This is a genomic window from Novosphingobium sp. 11B, assembly GCF_054589055.1.
Genome location: NZ_BAAILP010000039.1, coordinates 20,165 through 37,717 on the forward strand (window position 1 = coordinate 20,165; position 17,553 = coordinate 37,717).

Here is a 17,553-nt window from a genome sequence, read left to right on the forward strand (position 1 = left end):
AATGGCGGCAAAGTTACCGTCGCCTGCCCGTCCAACGCCTTCACCTGACCGAGGTTGCCCTTGCCGGTGCCCCCGTAGTGGACGGAATCGCTGTTGAGCACTTCGCTCCACTTGCCGTCGATCGGCAGGGGGATGCGATACTCGACGCGCATCGTGGGCGTCATGTTGGCGATCACCGCGACAGGCTTCGCCCCCGGTGCCTTGCGCAGCCAGGCGAAGACGCAGTTCTCCTTGTCGTCGACGATCAGCCACTCGAAGCCCTCGGGATCGCAATCCCCCGCGTGAAGCGCGGGCTTGGTGCGATAGAGGCGGTTGAGATCCTTCACCAGATTGCGCACGCCTTCGTGCGCGGGGGCATCGCGCAAATCCCAGTCGAGCGCGCGCTCCTCGCTCCATTCGCGGCGCTGGGCGAATTCCTGCCCCATGAACAGCAGCTTCTTGCCCGGATAGGCCCACATGAAGGCGTAGTAGGCGCGCAGGTTCGCGAACTTCTGCCAGTCGTCGCCGCTCATCTTGCCCAGCAACGAGCCCTTGCCGTGAACCACTTCGTCATGGCTGAGCGGCAGGACGTAGTTTTCCGAGAAGGCGTAGACGAGGCCGAAGGTCAGGTCTTCATGGTGATACTTCCGATGCACGGAATCGCGCGCCATGTAGCGCAGCGTGTCGTGCATGAAGCCCATGTTCCACTTGAACCCGAAGCCCAGCGCGGTCTCGCGCCCCTTGCCGTCGCCTTCGTAGGCGGGCTGGGTGACGCCGGGCCATGCCGTCGATTCCTCGGCGATGGTCATGAAGCCGGGGTGCTCGCGGTAGACGGCGCGGTTGACTTCGCGCAGGAATTCCACCGCCTCCCAGTTCTCGCGGCCACCGTCCTGATTGGCGATCCACTCGCCCGCCTTGCGCGAGTAGTCGCGGTAGAGCATCGAGGCGACGGCATCCACGCGCAGCCCGTCGACGTGGTAGCGCTCGGCCCAGAACAGCGCGTTGTTGAGCAGGAAGCTGGCGACCTCGCGGCGGCCGAAGTTGTAGATCAGCGTGCCCCAGTCGGGCTGCTGGCCCAGCTTCGGGTCCGCATGTTCGTAAAGCGCGGTGCCGTCGAAGCGGCAGAGGCCGTGCTCGTCCTTGGGGAAGTGCGCGGGCACCCAGTCGAGCAGGACGCCGATGCCCGCCCGGTGCGCGCCGTCGACGAAGCGGGCGAAGCCGGCAGGTTCCCCGAAGCGCGAAGTCGGGGCGTAGAGGCCGGTCGTCTGGTAACCCCACGAAGGATCGTAGGGGTGCTCGCTGATCGGCAGGAACTCGATATGGGTAAAGCCCATCTCGACCACGTAGGGGATCAGTTCGTCGGCCAGCGCATCCCAGTCGAGGAACCAGTTCCAGCGGTCGCGCTTCCACGAACCGGGGTGGACCTCGTAGATCGAGACCGGCACCTTGCGGGCGTCGACGGTGGCCCAGTGCTCGCGGTGGGCCTTGTCGCCCCAGTCGAGCTTGGCCGGAACGGCGGTGACCGAGGCGTTGTCCGGCCGGATTTCCGACATGAAGGCGAAGGGATCGGCTTTCAGCGGCTGCACCATGCCGTCGGCGCCGACCACGTGGTACTTGTAGGCGCGGTAATCGCCGATGTCGGGGATGAAGATTTCCCACACGCCGATATCGGCGCGGGCGCGCATGACGTGGCGCTTGGCGTCCCAGTCGTTGAAGTCGCCCACCACGCTGACCTGCCGGGCGTTGGGCGCCCAGACCGCGAAGTGGACGCCGTGTGCGCCCTCATGCTCGATCAGGTGCGCGCCCAGCTTGTCGAAAAGGCGGTAATGCGTGCCTTGCGCGATCAGCAGGTCGTCCACCGGGCCGAGGACCGGACCGAAGGTATATGGGTCGGTTACAAGCCAGTCATGCCCGTGCGCTGTGCAGCGGTAGCGGATCGGCTGCGGCTTGATACGTAGCCGTCCTTCGAACAGGTAGCGCGGATCGACCTTGTCGAGCTTGCCGAGCCAGTGCCCGTCGAGGCTGAACGCCTCGACAGTCTCGGCGCCCGGAAGGATCGCCCTCAGGTGCGTCCCGTTCGGCCCGGCATGGGTGCCGAGCAGCGAGAACGGATCTGCGTTGGTTCCTAGAAGCAGGGATTCGAGAGCGCTTTCCGTTGGCTTCACAGAACTTTCCAGATGTCCTTGGCGTACTCGGAGATAGTACGGTCCGAGGAGAACCAACCGACGTTGGCGATGTTCCGGATTGCCGAGGCGCGCCAGCCCGCCTTGTTCTCCCACCGCGCGTCGACTTCGCGCTGGGCGGCGGTGTAGCTGTCGAAATCGGCGGCGCACATGAACCAGTCATGCTCGTAGATGCCGTTGACCAGCCCTTCGTAGCGGTGCGGATCGTCGTGCGAGAACACGCCCGAGGCGATGGCCGACAGGGCCTGCCCCAGCTCGCGCGATTCCTCGATGATGGCGCGGGGGTTGTAGCCCTCGGCGCGCTTGGCGGCGACTTCCTCGGCGGTGAGGCCGAAGATGACGATGTTCTCGTCTCCGACGTGTTCCTTGATCTCGACGTTGGCGCCGTCGAGCGTGCCGATCGTCAGCGCGCCGTTGAGGGCGAATTTCATGTTGCCCGTGCCCGAGGCTTCCATGCCCGCGGTCGAGATCTGCTCCGACAGGTCGGCGGCGGGGATGATCCGCTCGGCCAGGCTGACATTGTAGTTGGGCACGTAGACGACCTTGAGCAGCCCGCCCACCGAGGGGTCGGAATTGACGCGCCGGGCGATGTCGTTGGCCAGCTTTATGATGAGCTTGGCGTTGTGGTAGCTCGACGCCGCCTTGCCGCCGAAGATCTTGACGCGCGGCACCCAGTCGCGCTCGGGATGGCTGCGGATCTGGTCGTAGAGCGCGACCGTCTCGATCAGGTTGAGCAGTTGGCGCTTATATTCGTGGATGCGCTTGATCTGGACGTCGAACATCGCGTCGGGATCGAGGCGGATGCCCATCGTGCGCTTGATGTAGTCCGCCAGCGCGACCTTGTTCGATCGCTTGACCTCGGCGATGCGCTCACCAAGCGCGGCGTCGTCCGCCAGCGCGTTGAGGTCGGACAGCTTCGCCGCGTCGTCCAGGAATTCAGGGCCGATGGCGTCCCTGATGACCTTGGTGAGCCCCGGATTGCACTGCTGCAGCCAGCGGCGCGGGGTGACGCCGTTGGTCTTGTTGTTGATCCGGCTCGGGTAGAGCGCGTGGAGATCGGCGAAGACCGTCTCCTTCATCAGGTCGGTATGCAGCGCGGCGACGCCGTTGATCGAGTGCGCGCCCACGAACGCGAGGTTCGCCATGCGCACGCGGCGCTCCCCGCTCTCGTCGATGAGGCTGATCGCGGCGATCTGCGCGTCGGTCAGGCCCGCCTTACGCGCTTCGCGCAGGACGCGGCTGTTGATCGCGTAGATGATCTGCATGTGGCGCGGCAGCAGGCGCTCGAACAGCGGCAGCGGCCAGGTTTCCAGCGCCTCGGGCAGAAGGGTGTGGTTGGTGTAGGAGATGGTCTTCTTGGTGACCTCCCACGCCTCGTTGAACTCCAGCCCTTCGAGGTCGACCAGAACGCGCATCAGTTCGGCGACGGCGACCGAGGGATGCGTGTCGTTGAGCTGGATCGCGGCCTTGTCCGGCAGGGTGCGGATATCGCCCTCGTACTGGACGTGGCGGCGCACGATGTCCTGGATCGAGGCGGCGGTGAAGAAATACTCCTGCCGCAGCCGCAGTTCCTGGCCCGCCGGGCTGGAGTCGGCCGGATAGAGCACGCGCACCAGCGCCTCGGCCCGCACCTTCTCCGCCAGCGCGCCGAAGTGGTCGCCGGCGTTAAAGGCGTCGAGCTTCAGCGGGTCGATCGGGTTGGCGGTCCACAGCCGCAGCGTGTTGACGCGCTTGCCGCGCCAGCCGACCACCGGGGTATCGACGGCGGTGGCGTCCACTTCCTCGGCCGCGTTCCACATGACACCGTCGCCCTTGGCGATTACCTCACCGCCGAAGCCGATGCGGTAGGTGCTCTCCAGCCGCTCGAACTCCCACGGGTTGCCGTGAGCGAGCCATGTCTCGGGCAGTTCGACCTGCCAGCCGTCGTCGATGCGCTGGCGGAACATGCCGTTCACGTAGCGGATGCCGTAGCCGTAAGCCGGAATGTCGAGCGTCGCGAGGCTCTCCATGAAGCACGCCGCCAGACGCCCGAGGCCGCCGTTGCCGAGCGCCGCGTCGGGCTCCAGCTCCTCCAGTTCGGCAAGGTCGAGGCCGAAGGAAGCGAGGGCCTTCTCCATGTCGCGCGTGACGCCCAGGTTCGAGAGCGCGTCGCGCAGCAGGCGACCGATCAGGAACTCCATCGAGAGGTAGTAGACGCGCTTGCCGCCCGCTTCGTACGTCCGCTGGGTCGATTCGATCCATGCGTCGATGATGTGATCGCGCAAGGTCAGGATCGAGGATGCGTACCAGTCATGCTGCTTGGCCGCGCGCTGATCCTTGCCGATGCGGCGACGCAGGACGCGCAGGATGTCCTTTTCCATCTGCGAGACGGCGTCTTGCTTGATGTCGGACACGGGTTCGCTGGCCATGAGCACACTCCATAGCAGGCCATGCCGACGTACCGAATACGGCTCGACGGGACGGGCCGGTTGATGCCAGGACGAAGGCGACGCCCCCTTCCCGTTCCTAAGGAGTAATGGCTAGCACAGGCTTGCGATGCGGCAAGAGAGATTGTGCAGTGCGGCAATGATTTTCCTGCCCGGGAAAGACCGGAGCCGCGCAAGGCAGCCCCGGCCTCCTGCATGGACCTAGCGGTCCTCCTCCCAGGTGCAGTCCTTGATCTCGATGCCGAGGTCGGCGACCAGCTTGCGCATGCCGAGGACGTCGAACAGCACTTCGCCCTCGCCGATACGGCGGCGGAACTCGACCTCGTTGGCTGCGCGGGCCTCGGCATTCGTGACGGCCAGTTCCAGCAGCGCGCGCGGGATCACCAGAACGCCGTCCGAATCGCCGACGATCAGGTCGCCCGGCTCCACCAGCACGCCATCGACCACGATCGGCACGTTGACCGCAGCCGGGCCGCGCTTCTTGGGGTGTTCGGGAGAGACGGCGGTAGACCAGACCGGATAGCCGAGGTCCCGGATCGCATCGACGTCGCGCGTGGCGCCATGGACGACGGTGCCGACGAGGCCCTTCTTCTGCGCGAACGTGCAAGCGACGTCGCCCCACAGCGCGCCTTGATGCCCGCCACCGTTGGTCAGGACCAGCACGTCACCCGCCTCGGCGGTATAGAGTGCGGCATGGATGGCGAGGTTATCGCCCGGGAAGTTCCACGCCGTCACCGCTGGGCCGCAGACCTTCTGGCCGGGCGCGATGGGGACCATGGCCGGGCTCATCAGGCACATGCGCCCGGCGATCTCGCCAAGGCCTTCGTGCAAGTCGGCGATGCCGAACTTCGCGGCGCGGGCGATGAGCGCCGGGTCGGGGCGGTGCACCCTGGCATAGATCACGGACTTGGTGGGCACGGTCACGGCAGAACCTCCGGGTTGAGCAGGGTGGCGGGGACTTCGCCCCGGCTGACGGTGTCGATGACGGCGGCGACATGAAGCGCCATGTCCTTCATCCCCGCCTCGGTCACGCCCGCGACGTGGGGCGAGAGCAGGCAGTTGGAGAGGCCGAACAACGGGTGGTCGGCAGCGGGCGGTTCGTCGGCGAAGACGTCGATTCCCGCTCCGGCGATCTGGCCGCAGCGTAGCGCCTCGGCCAGCGCCGCCTCGTTGACGATCCCTCCGCGAGAGCAGTTCACCAGCAGCGCGTGCGGCTTCATCATGCCCAGTTCGACGGTATCGATGAGGTTGCGGGTGCCCTCGGTCAGGGGCACGTGAATGGATACGATGTCGCAGCCGAGCACGCCCGTCAGGTCTGCCGGTTCGACACCTGCGGCGCGCACTTCAGCATCGGACACCACAGGATCAAAGGCCAGCACCTCACACCCGAACCCGGCGCCGCAGATCTTGGCGACTTGCCGGGCGATCCGGCCGAAGCCGATCAGACCGACGCGGGCACCGGTGAGGTCGCCGAGGCGGATGCCCCAACGTTCGTCCCAGCGCCCCTCGCGCACGAGGGCATCCATATCGCGCGTGCGGCGCAGTAGGCCGAGCATCAGCGCCACCGCGCCTTCCGCGACAGCGGTGGAGTTGTTGCCGCCCGGCGTGTTGGCGACCATCACCCCTTGCTGGGTAGCGGCGGGAATGGCGATGTTGTCCACGCCGGCACCGTGCTTCACGATGGCTTTGAGGCTGTGCATCGCCCCGAAGATTTCTGGCCCCAGCGGGCTGGTGCGGATGACGAGCACGGTCGTTTCGGCCACTCTGGGATCGTCGAGTCCGATGACGTCATGCGCCGCCGCGATGCGCTCCACTCCTGACGGATGGATCGGATCGACGATGCAGACGCGCTCTCGGAAGGGGGTGGGGGTATCCTTGGACATTGTTGTTGATGTATACCATCGGGACGATTTCGGATGGCCTGACGGTGAAAGGCCTTTGCCGCAGGGTCAAGCTGCAATACGGTTGACGGCCCATGACATGTATCCGATCCCGGCACTTCCCGTCCGGGCGATCAATCGAAGGAGAGGACAATGTTCGCCGCCCCGCCCGCCGTCACCGCGGAAGTGTTCTGCCGTATTCCCGACAAGTTCCGCCGCTTCGGCGAAAGTACGCAGTGGGCGCAGGTCCAGCTTCACGGCGCCGCCGCACCTGTGTTCCTCGAAGGTCCGGTCTTCGATGCGGCGGGCAACCTGTGGGTCACCGACATTCCCTGGGGCCGACTGTTCCGGATCAGCCCGGATGGGACATGCGAGGTGGGTTTCGAATACGACGGCCAGCCCAACGGCATGAAATTCCTGAGCGACGGCCGCCTGCTGGTGGCCGACCACCACAAGGGCATGGTCATCTGCGACCCCGCCACCGGCCGGTCGGAGACGTGGTTCGATCGCTATCTGCTCGAACCGTTCCTGGGCTGCAACGACCTGACGATCGCGAAGAACGGCGACATCTGGTTCACCGACCAGGGCCAGTCCGGCTGGCAGAACCCCAACGGCCGCCTGTTTCGCGTCCGCGCCGGGACCGGGCGGCTGGAATTGATGCTGGACGGCATTCCCAGCCCCAACGGCCTCGTGCTCAACAAGGCGGAGACCGCGCTTTACCTTGCCGTGACGCGCGCCAATGCGGTGTGGCGTTGTCCTCTCGTCAATGGCGGCGAGGTGATCTCCAAGGTCGGGACCTATATCCAGCTTTCCGGCGGCTCCGGTCCGGACGGGCTGACCATCGATGAGAACGACAACCTCGTCGTCTGCCATGTCGGCTTCGGCGCGGTGTGGCTGTTCTCCGACCGGGGTGAGCCGATGCTGCGGATCGACGTTCCGGAGGGGCGCTACACCACCAACGCGGCCTACGGCGGGCCGGGGAACAGGTGGCTGTTCTTTACGGAATCGAGCACCGGGACGGTCTACAAGGTCGAGATGCCGGTGGCCGGTCGGGCGATCCACGCGGCAACGATCTAAAGTTCCTCCCCGAGCTTGCTCGGGGAGGGGGACCGGCGACGTAGTCGGTGGTGGAGGGGGAGAGTTCGAACAATTCCCCCTCCGTCAGCCCTGACGGGCTGCCACCTCCCCGAGACAAGCTCGGAGAGGAATTAGGCGGCTGTCAGGCCTGCCGCCGCAATCCCCGCGAAGGCCGCTTCCTCATCCTTGTCCGAGAGGTCACCGCTGACGCCGACCGCGCCGAGCAGCACGCCCGCCTCGTCACGCACCAGCACGCCGCCTGCCGCCGGGATCAGCTTGCCGTGCCACGCGGCCGACAGCGCCGCCATGAATTGCGGGCGTTCCGCCGCCATGTCGCCGAGCTTGCGGCTGGACACGCCCATCGCCAGCGCGCCCGCCGCCTTGCCTGCGGCAATGTCCGGGCGGCCATAGCCTGAGCCGTCCTCGCGCTCCATGGCGACGAGGTGGCCGCCGGCGTCGAGCACCACCACGGTCAGCGGATTGAGCCCCATCTCGCGGCCCCTTGCACGGGTAGCGGTGATCAGGCTGCGGGATTGTTCAAGGGTAATCATGCGCACGGGTTCTCCGGAATCAGAGGGCGAACCTTGGGAAAGGCGGCACTTGCCTGCCCATCCAGTGCGGATTTTACAAGCGCCCGCTCACTCCGCCGTGAGCGGTATCGCCCCCCCGTCGCCGATCAGGTGCCCGTAGCGCAGCAAGCTGGTGCGGGTGCGGCGGATGTGCATGACGAGGGCGGCCTGCGCGGTCTCGACCTCGCGCTTGGCGATAGCGTCGTAGAGCAGCTGGTGCTCCAGATCGTGCGTGCGTCCAGACGGGCTTTTCGTTCCCGGCGTGGGGCTTGCCGCTGCCCCTGACATCGCCAGCTTCATGTAGGCGCGGCGATAGCTTTGCGTCGTGTCCCAGACCCGCTCGACGATCTGCGCGAGCAGCGGGGTCGAATGACGGCGATAGGTGATCCAGTGGAATTCGCGGCCCAGCGCGATCGCCTCGTCGATGTCGGCGGTCTGCTCGTTGCGCTCCATGACGTCGCGCAGGTCGGCAAGGTCGGCTTCGGTCAGGTGCGGCACGCTGTCGGCGAGGAGCAGCGGCTCGATCCGCTCGCGGATTTCGTAGGACACCTCGAGGTCGCGCCGCGTGAGGCTGGTGACGCGCGCTCCGGCATTGGCGCGCATGGTGACGAGACCGCGCGCTTCGAGGATGCGCAGGGCATCGCGCACCGGGATGCGGCTGGTGGAGAGTTCGTCCGCCAGTTCGTCCTGTTTGATCCGCGCGCCGGGGGGGAGGGCGCCCGATAGGATACGTTCGGCGAGGATGTCAGCGACGCGCTGGCTGGCGACGCCCTGGGGTACGGCAAGGTCTTTGGTCATGGCGTCGCTTCGCGTTTTGGATACGATCCGGGGCATAGACCGTTATGAAGGGGTGCGCAAACGGGTACTTAACGGCACCCAAGGATGCTCTAAGCGTGCCCCAAGGGGCACTCAACGGCACCTAGGAGTACTCTAAGGGCGGCCTATGCAGGCGATCCGGCATTCCTGAGCCACCGAGTCATCGCACATCCGTCATCCCGGACTTGGTCCCGGGACCGTCGAGTGCTCTGGAGACGAGAACTGGCGACTGGAGCCTGCAAAGCCGCGCCATCTATCGAGTTCACGCGGCTCTGCCAGCGATCCCGGCTTTCGCCGGGATGACGATCTCCGCTCAGTGCTGCGCCCACTCCACGCGGTAGAGATCGAAGCGGCGGTCCTTGAGGTTCTGCACCGCGCCCGACTGGCGCGCCGTCAGCAGGGCATCGAGGCTGAGATCGGCGATCGCGATCGTCTCGGTATTGGCCGCCGCTTCCGCCGCCACGCCATCGCGCGAGAACGGGAAGTCGCTCGGCGTCAGGATCGCGCTTTCGGCATAGTGGACGTCCATGTTCTCGACGTTGGGCAGGTTGCCCACCACGCCCGAGGTGACGACGTAGCACTGGTTCTCCACCGCGCGGGCCTGCGCGCAGTAGCGCACGCGCAGGTAGCCGCGCCGCTCGTCGGTGCAGAACGGCACGAACAGCATCAGCGCGCCCTGGTTGACGAGGTGGCGGGCCAGTTCGGGGAACTCGCTGTCGTAGCAGATCATCACTCCGATCGGCCCGCAGTCGGTGGGGATCACATTGGCGCCGTAGCCGCCCTTGATGTTCCACCAGCGCCGTTCCGAAGGGGTGGGGTGCAGTTTCTGCGTCTCATGCACGGCGCCGTCGCGCAGGAAGGTATAGGCGATGTTGCGGATCTCGCTCTTGCCGCCCTTCAGCTTCACGCGGGTGGGGTGCGAGCCGCCGATGATGTTGATGTTGTAGCTGACCGCCATGCGCGCCATGAACTCGACGAAGCGCTCGGTGTATTCGGCGATCTTCTCGATCGCCTCGACCGGCTGCAGCTTGGTCTCCTCGATGGAGAGCAGTTCGAGGGTGAACAGTTCGGGGAACACCACGAAGTCGCTCTCGTAATCGGCGGCCACGTCGATCCAGTATTCCACCTGGGCCTCGAACTCGTCGATGGTGGCGATCTTGCGCATCTGGAACTGCACGGTGGCGACGCGCACGCTGGAAGGCACGCGCTCCTTGAGGCCGGGCACCGACTTGCCGGTGTCCAGCGGGGCGAGCGGGTTGGTCCAGTACATCAGCACCGCGTTGCCGCCGCTCTCGCGGTCGGTGGGGATGTAGTCGGGCAGGATGCCGCGCGGCTCGTAGCCCTCGTTCATCTGGAAGTTGATGACCTGGTCGCGGATCTTCTTGTCGCGCACCGCCTGCACGTAGTCGGCCGGATCGGGATAGGCGCGCTTGCGGCGGTAGTAGCCGGGCATGCGGCCGGCGAAGGCGATGCCCTGCAGCTCGAAATACTGGCAGACCTCGCGGCGCTTGCGGTAGAGGCGCTGGCCGATGCGCAGGCGGCGGTAGTCGGGATCGACGCAGACCTCGAAGCCGTAGAGTACGTCGCCTTCGGGCGCAGGCGGGCGGCCGTAGCCGCCGTTGCTGATCTCTTCCCAGGTGTGCGGCTTGAAGGCGAGGTCGGAGGTGACGATCATCGTCGCGCAGTGGCCGACGACCTTGCCTTCGTACTCGGCCACGAACTGGCCTTCGGGGAAATTGATGACCTGCCCGCGTATCTCGGCGCGGGTGAAGGCATCGGCCTTGCCGTAGACCTTGACGGAGAGACGGGCGATCGCGGCGGCGTCCGCGACGGTCGCTTCGCGGATGATGAGCTTGGCTTTGGTCTGGTCCATGAGCGCTGTTCTACGCATTGCGGCGCGGAAGGTTCCAGTCCGTAATCCTCTTGAGCGGATTCATTTTTTCTCAGGCGACGCGGGATACATGGGGCGCCCGGGCCGTTGTCTTCCCTGAAAGGAGACTGCCCCCATGAGTGCAACCCTTTACGCTCTCGCACTGTTCGCCTGTTCGGACGACGGCACCGCCTGCCAGCGGCTGGAGACGCCGGTGCGGACTTACGAGACGCGCGGTTCCTGCGATGCCGGTATCGATAGTGCGCTCGATACCGAAGCCGCCCGCAAGGCCGAGGCGCCCACCGTCTACGCGCAGTGCCTGACGAGCAGGCAGATGGCCTCGATCGGCAAGGGCACCATCGACCTCACGCGGGTCAATGGCGCGCGATTTGCCAGCGCGGGGTTCTGAAAACCCGCGCAAATCTGGGACACTCTGACCTGCCAACCCCGCTCAGCCTGAGCCTGTCGAAGGCCCCGTGGTGGACGCCAACGCCCTAGGCTTCGACAAGCTCAGCATGAGCGGTGGAGGAGGGTAACGCGGAAGAGAGGTAATCTCACCCCCGGCCGCGATAACCCGGTACACCCTGATCGGGCACCCAGAGCCCGGCGGGCGGCGCGTCCGATTGCCAGAACACGTCGATCGGGATACCGCCGCGCGGATACCAGTAACCGCCGATGCGCAGCCACAGCGGCTTCATCTCGTTGAACAGGCGCTGGCCGATGCCGACGGTTACGTCCTCGTGGAAGGCGCCGTGATTGCGGAACGAGCCGAGGAAGAGCTTGAGGCTCTTCGATTCGACGATGGTTTCGCCGGGCGCATAGTCGATCACCAGATGCGCGAAGTCGGGCTGTCCGGTCACCGGGCAGAGCGAGGTGAATTCGGGCGCGGCGAAGCGGACGAGATAGAGGCTGCCGACGCGCGGGTTCGGAACGTAATCGAGCTGGGCTTCCTCCGGCGAAGCGGGGAGTCCGCTCTGCTGGCCGAGGTGGAGGGGGAAAGAGGTGTCAGTCATGACCCGGCAATGCCGCCAAGGACGCGCGAACGCAAGTATGTCGCAGGTGGCCCATATGTCACACCGGCGATGGACGATGGCATGCCACGTCTTGTCGTGTGGGCAGGAGGCATTAACTGAGGGTTCACACGAAGTTTGGCGAAGACCGAAGATACCATGAGGGGCACGAATTCAATCATAGCGCGCGCGGCGATCTCGACCGCGCTGGCCGCAATTCTCGCGGGGCCTGTCGGTGCCCAGTCGAGCGGCACCACCTGGAGCCTTCCCGAGCCGACCGCGACCCCGAGTTCGCGGGCACAAGGTCCGGTCGACGCGCAGAACCCGCTTCTGCGGCCGCGCAATGCCGCGCCCGAACCGGTGCCGACCATTGCCGCACCCCCGCCGCAGGTCCAGCCATCCGCTCAGCCTCCGCGCGTCCAGCCCACCGTGCAGCCCTCCGCGACGCCGCGCCCCACGCCGACGAGAACGCCGAACCCGGCAGCCAGCCCCAGCGCGCCCGAACCGCGCGCTTCGGCGACGGCCGAGCCGCAGGGCACTCCCTCGGCTTCCGCGCCGGTCGCGCCCGAACCGTTACCGACGCCGATCCCTGCGCCCTCGGCGGTCGAAACGCCCACGACAGCACCTGCCCCTGCGCCTCTCGCTCCGGCCTCGCAGCAGGGCTTGCCCATATGGGTATGGGCAAGCCCGGCAGTGCTAGTCGTCCTGGGCGCCCTTGCGTTCTTTCTGCGGCGCAAGCGCCCGGCCGAGGAAGCGGAAGATTGGCCCGAAGTGCAGGAGGTCGCCGAACCCGTCGCGCCTCCTGTTCCGAAGCCTGCCCCCGTTCCGCAGCCGGAATTCGCCAGCCCGCCGGTCCCGCCGCGCCCCGCTCCGGTCCCGCCGCCAGCCGCTGCGCCGGAAGCCGTCGACATCGCCTTCGAGCCGGTCGGCCTGCGCCTCTCGCTGGTCTTCGCGACGCTGCAGTACCGGGTGACGCTGACGGCGGGCACCGACCTCCCGGCCGGCCACCTGATCGGCGACATGATCGGCGCACATGGCTCGCTGACCTCCGAGCAGCAGCTTGCCCCGTCGCTGGAGACGATGATGCCGCTCAAGCCGGTGCCTGCCCTTGCGGCGGGGGAGAGCGTTACCCTCACCGGCGAAGTGCAGTTGCCGCTCAGCGCCATTAGGCCGCTGCAGCGCGCGAATGCGTCGTTCTTCGTGCCGCTGCTGCGTGTGGGCGTAGTCTTCGCCGAGACCGTCGCGCCCGTCCGCCGCGTCTTCACGCTGGGCATCGCCGGAGGCCCCGCGCTGGCGCCGCTGCGGCTCGACACCGGCCCGATGGAGCACCGCGATCTCGGCGCGCGCGAGGTGCCGGAGGCGCGCGCCTATCCGGTTCTGCCGGGCACGCTGCGCAAGGCGGTCTGAGGCGTACCGATCCTAGCTCCGTCGTCACCCTGAAACACGTTGAGGGTGACGAAGTGAAACAGCTCAAGGGTCTGGCCTCTCCTTCACCTAACCCCTTTCCCGGAACGCGGAAAATGGCCTAGGGTCTGTCTGCCCAGCCAGCGGAGATCACAGTGAACAGCAGCAAGCGCCTCGAAGACCTTGAGGCTGCCACTCGTATCGTCGGCGCCGGGCGGCGTAGCGAATGGACCGGGCCGGTCGTCAACCCGCCGGTCTGGCGCGCCAGTACGCACCTCTACGAGAATACGGCCGCGCTGGCGCAGGGGCCGCGCACCAACGAGGACGGGCGTTTCTTCTACGGCCGCCGCGGCGCGCCGACGCAGTGGGCGCTGGCCGACGCGCTGACCGCGCTGGAGCCCGGCGCGGCAGGCACCGTGCTCTATCCTTCCGGCGTCGCCGCCATTGCCGGGGTCATGCTGACCCTGCTGCGGCCGGGCGACGTCGTGCTGATCACCGACAATGCCTACGACCCGACCCGTTCGATGGGCAAGGGCCTGCTGACCGACATGGGCATCGAGCCGCGCTTCTTCGATCCGCTGGACCTCGACGCTTACGAAGCCGCCTTTTGCGACCGTACGCGGGCGGTGCTACTGGAAGCGCCGGGCAGCCTCTCGATGGAGGTGTGCGACCTGCCCGCACTCGCCCGCATCGCGCGCGAGAAGGGCGCGGTCTCGGTGCTCGACAACACCTGGGCCAGCCCGCTCGGCTTCGCCGGGCTGAGCCACGGGATCGATGTGGTGCTGATGGCGCTGACCAAGCATGTCGGCGGCCACTCGGACCTGATGATGGGCAGCGCCAGCGCCGGGCCGGAACTTTACGCAAAGCTGCGCGGCCGCGCGCAGCAACTGGGCAATGTCGTCTCTCCCGACGACGCGGCGCTTGCGCTTCGCGGCTTGCGCACCTTGCACCTGCGCCTTGCCCACGAGGCGCAGAGCGCGCTGGAAATCGCAACGTGGCTCTCGAAGCGGCCGGAAGTGGCGCAAGTGCTCTGCCCGATGCTGCCCGGCGCACCGGGCCATGACTTGTGGAAGCGCGATTTCACAGGCGGCTGCGGCCTTTTCAGCTTCACTTTCAGGGGCGGCGATGCAGCCGCGCGCAACCGCTTCATCGATGCGCTGACGTTGTTTGGCATCGGCTATTCGTGGGGCGGGTTCGAGAGCCTGGCGATCCCCATCGAGCCTTCCGCCTACCGCAGCAACATGGCCTGGCCGCCCGCTCCTGCCGCGGAAGGCGACCGCCACGGCGTACGCCTCGCCATCGGTCTGGAGGCGCCCGGGGACCTCATCGCCGACATCGAGCAGGCACTGGAAGCATGGCGGGGGCAGTGACCGCGCCCCTTGTCGCGGCCGCCACGGCGAGCCCGACGCCGACCGCGACAGCCACCGCCGTCGTGGTCAAGCACGCCGAGCCGGTCGCGGGCGCGGAAGGCATCAAGAACGTCGTCTCCGCCCGTAGCGACACGATCGGCAACATCGTCGACACGCTCGACAAGCTGGCCGTGCAGGTCGGCTCCAGCCGCATTTCGCTGTGGGACTTGACCGTCATCGTCGCGGTGCTCGCGCTGGTGATCTCGGTGGCCTGGGCCGCCAGCCGGCTGTCGAGCCGGGTGCTGGCCCGCGCGACCCGCCTCGACATGACGCAGCGGTTGCTGACCGAGAAGATGGTCAGCCTGTTCATCTGGACCGTGGCTATCCTCGTCGGCATCGACGTGCTGGGGATCGACCTGACGGCGCTGACGGTGTTCTCCGGCGCCTTCGGCCTCGCCATCGGTTTCGGCCTGCAGAAGACTTTCGGCAACCTGATCGCCGGGATCATCCTGCTGATGGACAAGTCGATCAAGCCCGGCGACGTCATCGCCATCGCCGACCAGAGCGGGCAGTACACCTTCGGCCAGATCCGCCGCATCGGCATCCGCGCCGTCTCGCTCACCACGCGCGACCAGAAGGAATACCTGATCCCGAACGAGAACCTGATGATCAATCAGGTCGAGAACTGGTCATATTCATCCAAGAACGTGCGTATCCAAGTTCCCGTCGTGGTCCCCTATGCCGCCGATATCGAGCTTGCCGAGAAGCTGATGCTGGAGGCAGCGGGTGCCGTGAAACGTGTCCTCAAGGCCCCGCCGCCAACCGTCTGGCTCGACAGCTTTGCGGAGAATGGAGTCGCGTTTGTGATCCATGTTTGGATCACCGACCCCGAAGAAGGCACTGGAAACGTGCGTTCTGATGTCCTCAAAGGGCTCTGGAGGCTTATGCGCGAGAACGGCATCAAGGTGCCTTTCCCTCAGCGCGATCTCAACCTTCGCGATACTGAGACGATGCGCGAGTTGATTGCCGCGCTTCGCTCCGACGAGGGTAAAAGCCCCTGAACTGATCACGTATACCTACCTGATCAAGCTCCATCTGGAAAGGCTTGCCGGTATCCAAATTTCGCCTTATTTATGTCCGAAACGCCATTTGGATACTATTTGGATACTATTTGGATACCGATCTTTCGGATACCCCGGGGGCGAGATGGTTACCAAGGCGCAATTGACCGTTGCCATGTTGAAGGCGGCCGAGTCCGCACGAAAGCCTGCGAGACTCCTCGATACGACCAAGGGTCTTACCTTCGTGGTCGGCGCAAGGGGAGGCGCATGGCAGTGGCAAGGCAAGATCAACAAGAAGCCGAAGAAGGTTGGGGGAGGTCGGTTCGAGGACGGGCGCGGGGTATCCTTGGCGGCAGCGCGTGCATGGGCTAATGACATCAATGCTCGGGTGGCTCGTGGCGAGAACCCGTTTGAGGACGATGAGGGCGCAACCGATGGGATTGTGCTCGTACAGCCGATGCGGCCGGTCATGACCTGTCAGGAAGCGTGGACAGCCTATCTTCGCTAGTCCGGTGAATCTGGCGGCAACGCAGAGAAGACGCTGATCGACAAGCGCCAGACGTGGGATCGCCTTTTTGCTCATACCATCGGCGAAAGCCTTCTCACGGATGTGACGTTTCTTGAGCTAGCCGACATTGTGGACCCGCTGAAGACGAAGGGGAGGCGGGCGGCCTTCAACAATGCCGTCCGGTATGTGAAAAGGTTCTTTAAGTGGGCGGAAGAATCGGAAGCTCGGACTGGGCTGTCGGATTCACCGGCTCGACGGCTCAAGACAGAAAAGCAGAACACGCGTGATCGTTATCTGAACGAGGTTGAGGTCCGATGGCTGTGGGACGTGGTTGGCGAACTGGACGCTACGTCCCGTGCCTATTTCCTTGTTCTACTCCTCACCGGGCAGCGCCGCGATGAGGTTCGTGAACTGGTCCGCGGCGAATTGGACATGAGCCGTCCTTGGATGGACCTCTCCGAGGCACGGATGAAGTCGGGGTATCCACACATTACGCCTTTTGCTGACAAGGCCCGGGGCCTCATTGCCGGTCGGCTCGCCGCCCACAACTATCGTTACGTGTTCCCTTCGTTGCGTGCATATGTCGACGAAGCGGCATATACGATCTATGACTTGGGAAATGCGCTGGACTTTCTCAATGCGGCGATGGAGCGAAAGGCGAAGGCGGCAGGATCGGCCTGCGAGCGCTGGACCGCACACGATCTCCGCCGCACGTTTTCAACCCTTGCGAACGGTATCCTCGACGATGAGGAGGACACCGTTCTCGACGAGAACCACATCGAACGGGTCATGGCCCATAAGGTAGGTGGGAAGGTGTCGAATACCTATAACAAACATCAATATGTCAAGGAGAAGCGAAGGGTCCTTCGGGAGAGGTGGCCTGGGGAATCTGCGCACTGAGATAATTGGATTTTCTGCCTGAGAGCAGCCAGGAAGGCTGCGAGACAGGAGCAGAGAATGAGCAGACGACCCCGGCGCAACCACAGCCCGGCATTCAAGGCGAAGGTAGCACTTGCCGCGATCAAGGGCGAGAAGACGCTGGCAGAGCTGGCGCAGGACTATGACTTGCATCCCAACCAGATCACGACGTGGCGCACGCAGTTGCTCGAAGGAGCGGCCGGCGTATTCGGGTCGGAGAAGTCCTCGGACGAGCCCGCCGTCGACGTGAAGACGCTGCATGCCAAGATAGGCGAGTTGACGTTGGCGAATGATTTATATGTGGGGCCTTGTGTCAAGCGGCGCGCGCAGGACCTGCGGCAGACCTTGACTGGTTGCCTTTGTCATTCCGTCGGGATCGGCTGCGGATTCCGATGATCCCGGTCGCCTGTTCCAATCTGATCCCGGCCATCATTCCGATTTGATCCCGGCCGGGTAGAAGCCAGATCGTTTCGCTTGATGGCATTAGGGATTGGCGGTGGTCA

At 65.5% G+C, this 17,553-nt stretch carries 16 protein-coding genes and 1 pseudogene; 8 read left to right on the top strand and 9 right to left on the bottom strand.

Going from position 1 to position 17,553, the window contains the following annotated elements:
- The 4 genes from glgB to ACYPYD_RS03355 all read right to left on the bottom strand — a co-directional run.
- Window positions 1-2,144 (bottom strand): 1,4-alpha-glucan branching protein GlgB (gene glgB, locus ACYPYD_RS03340; protein ID WP_459662057.1); only part of this gene is annotated, 2,144 nt, incomplete at its 3' end.
- Window positions 2,141-4,570 carry a glycogen/starch/alpha-glucan phosphorylase gene (locus tag ACYPYD_RS03345; protein WP_036527858.1) on the bottom strand — a complete coding sequence of 810 codons (2,430 nt, stop codon included), beginning with the start codon at window positions 4,568-4,570 and terminating at the stop codon, window positions 2,141-2,143. The genes ACYPYD_RS03345 and glgB, both read right to left, overlap by 4 nt.
- Before the next feature lie 219 nt (window positions 4,571-4,789).
- Window positions 4,790-5,512, bottom strand: coding sequence for a 4-carboxy-4-hydroxy-2-oxoadipate aldolase/oxaloacetate decarboxylase (locus tag ACYPYD_RS03350; RefSeq protein WP_036527857.1), 723 nt, complete (start codon window positions 5,510-5,512; stop codon window positions 4,790-4,792).
- Window positions 5,509-6,471 (bottom strand): hydroxyacid dehydrogenase, encoded by a 963-nt coding sequence (locus ACYPYD_RS03355; protein WP_036527855.1) that lies wholly within the window; start codon window positions 6,469-6,471, stop codon window positions 5,509-5,511. Before ACYPYD_RS03355 ends, ACYPYD_RS03350 begins: the two co-directional genes overlap by 4 nt.
- 150 nt (window positions 6,472-6,621) lie before the next feature.
- On the opposite strand from ACYPYD_RS03355, the gene ACYPYD_RS03360 reads away from it, so the two are divergent.
- Window positions 6,622-7,545, top strand: coding sequence for an SMP-30/gluconolactonase/LRE family protein (locus tag ACYPYD_RS03360; protein WP_459662058.1), 924 nt, complete (start codon window positions 6,622-6,624; stop codon window positions 7,543-7,545).
- Window positions 7,546-7,676: 131 nt separating this feature from the next.
- Here ACYPYD_RS03360 and ACYPYD_RS03365 read toward each other — a convergent pair whose 3' ends face one another.
- The 3 genes from ACYPYD_RS03365 to ACYPYD_RS03375 all read right to left on the bottom strand — a co-directional run bounded on the left by ACYPYD_RS03365 (window position 7,677) and on the right by ACYPYD_RS03375 (window position 10,803).
- Window positions 7,677-8,096, bottom strand: a complete 420-nt coding sequence (locus ACYPYD_RS03365) for a GlcG/HbpS family heme-binding protein (protein ID WP_036527851.1) — start codon at window positions 8,094-8,096, stop codon at window positions 7,677-7,679.
- An 87-nt stretch (window positions 8,097-8,183) separates the two neighbouring features.
- The gene (locus ACYPYD_RS03370) at window positions 8,184-8,912 is read right to left on the bottom strand and encodes a GntR family transcriptional regulator (protein WP_008832355.1); all 729 of its coding nucleotides are present in this window, start codon (window positions 8,910-8,912) and stop codon (window positions 8,184-8,186) included.
- Between the two features lie 331 nt (window positions 8,913-9,243).
- Window positions 9,244-10,803 carry a GNAT family N-acetyltransferase gene (locus ACYPYD_RS03375; RefSeq protein WP_459662059.1) on the bottom strand — a complete coding sequence of 520 codons (1,560 nt, stop codon included), beginning with the start codon at window positions 10,801-10,803 and terminating at the stop codon, window positions 9,244-9,246.
- Window positions 10,804-10,936: 133 nt separating this feature from the next.
- Here ACYPYD_RS03375 and ACYPYD_RS03380 point away from each other — a divergent pair, with 133 nt between their 5' ends.
- Window positions 10,937-11,209, top strand: a complete 273-nt coding sequence (locus ACYPYD_RS03380; RefSeq protein ID WP_008832353.1) for a hypothetical protein — start codon at window positions 10,937-10,939, stop codon at window positions 11,207-11,209.
- Between the two features lie 145 nt (window positions 11,210-11,354).
- On the opposite strand, the gene queF is transcribed toward ACYPYD_RS03380, so the two are convergent.
- Window positions 11,355-11,813, bottom strand: coding sequence for a preQ(1) synthase (gene queF / locus ACYPYD_RS03385; protein WP_036527844.1), 459 nt, complete (start codon window positions 11,811-11,813; stop codon window positions 11,355-11,357).
- A gap of 401 nt (window positions 11,814-12,214) precedes the next feature.
- The gene (locus ACYPYD_RS03390; protein ID WP_051586999.1) at window positions 12,215-12,427 is read right to left on the bottom strand and encodes a hypothetical protein; all 213 of its coding nucleotides are present in this window, start codon (window positions 12,425-12,427) and stop codon (window positions 12,215-12,217) included.
- 76 nt (window positions 12,428-12,503) lie between these two features.
- On the opposite strand from ACYPYD_RS03390, the gene ACYPYD_RS03395 reads away from it, so the two are divergent.
- The 6 genes and pseudogenes from ACYPYD_RS03395 to ACYPYD_RS03420 form a co-directional block, all read left to right on the top strand.
- Entirely contained in the window at window positions 12,504-13,217 is a 714-nt protein-coding gene (locus ACYPYD_RS03395; RefSeq protein WP_036527841.1) for a hypothetical protein, read from the top strand.
- A 152-nt stretch (window positions 13,218-13,369) separates the two neighbouring features.
- Window positions 13,370-14,584 carry a cystathionine beta-lyase gene (metC, locus tag ACYPYD_RS03400; protein ID WP_375154538.1) on the top strand — a complete coding sequence of 405 codons (1,215 nt, stop codon included), beginning with the start codon at window positions 13,370-13,372 and terminating at the stop codon, window positions 14,582-14,584.
- Entirely contained in the window at window positions 14,581-15,624 is a 1,044-nt protein-coding gene (locus ACYPYD_RS03405) for a mechanosensitive ion channel family protein (RefSeq protein ID WP_459662060.1), read from the top strand. The genes metC and ACYPYD_RS03405 overlap by 4 nt, the downstream gene beginning before the upstream one ends.
- Before the next feature lie 145 nt (window positions 15,625-15,769).
- Entirely contained in the window at window positions 15,770-16,132 is a 363-nt protein-coding gene (locus ACYPYD_RS03410; protein WP_459662061.1) for an Arm DNA-binding domain-containing protein, read from the top strand.
- Between the two features lie 129 nt (window positions 16,133-16,261).
- Window positions 16,262-17,032 (top strand): tyrosine-type recombinase/integrase, encoded by a 771-nt coding sequence (locus tag ACYPYD_RS03415; RefSeq protein ID WP_459662062.1) that lies wholly within the window; start codon window positions 16,262-16,264, stop codon window positions 17,030-17,032.
- 57 nt (window positions 17,033-17,089) lie between these two features.
- Window positions 17,090-17,353, top strand: a pseudogene (locus tag ACYPYD_RS03420) (transposase); the annotation flags it as partial.
- Between the last annotated feature and the right edge of the window lie 200 nt (window positions 17,354-17,553).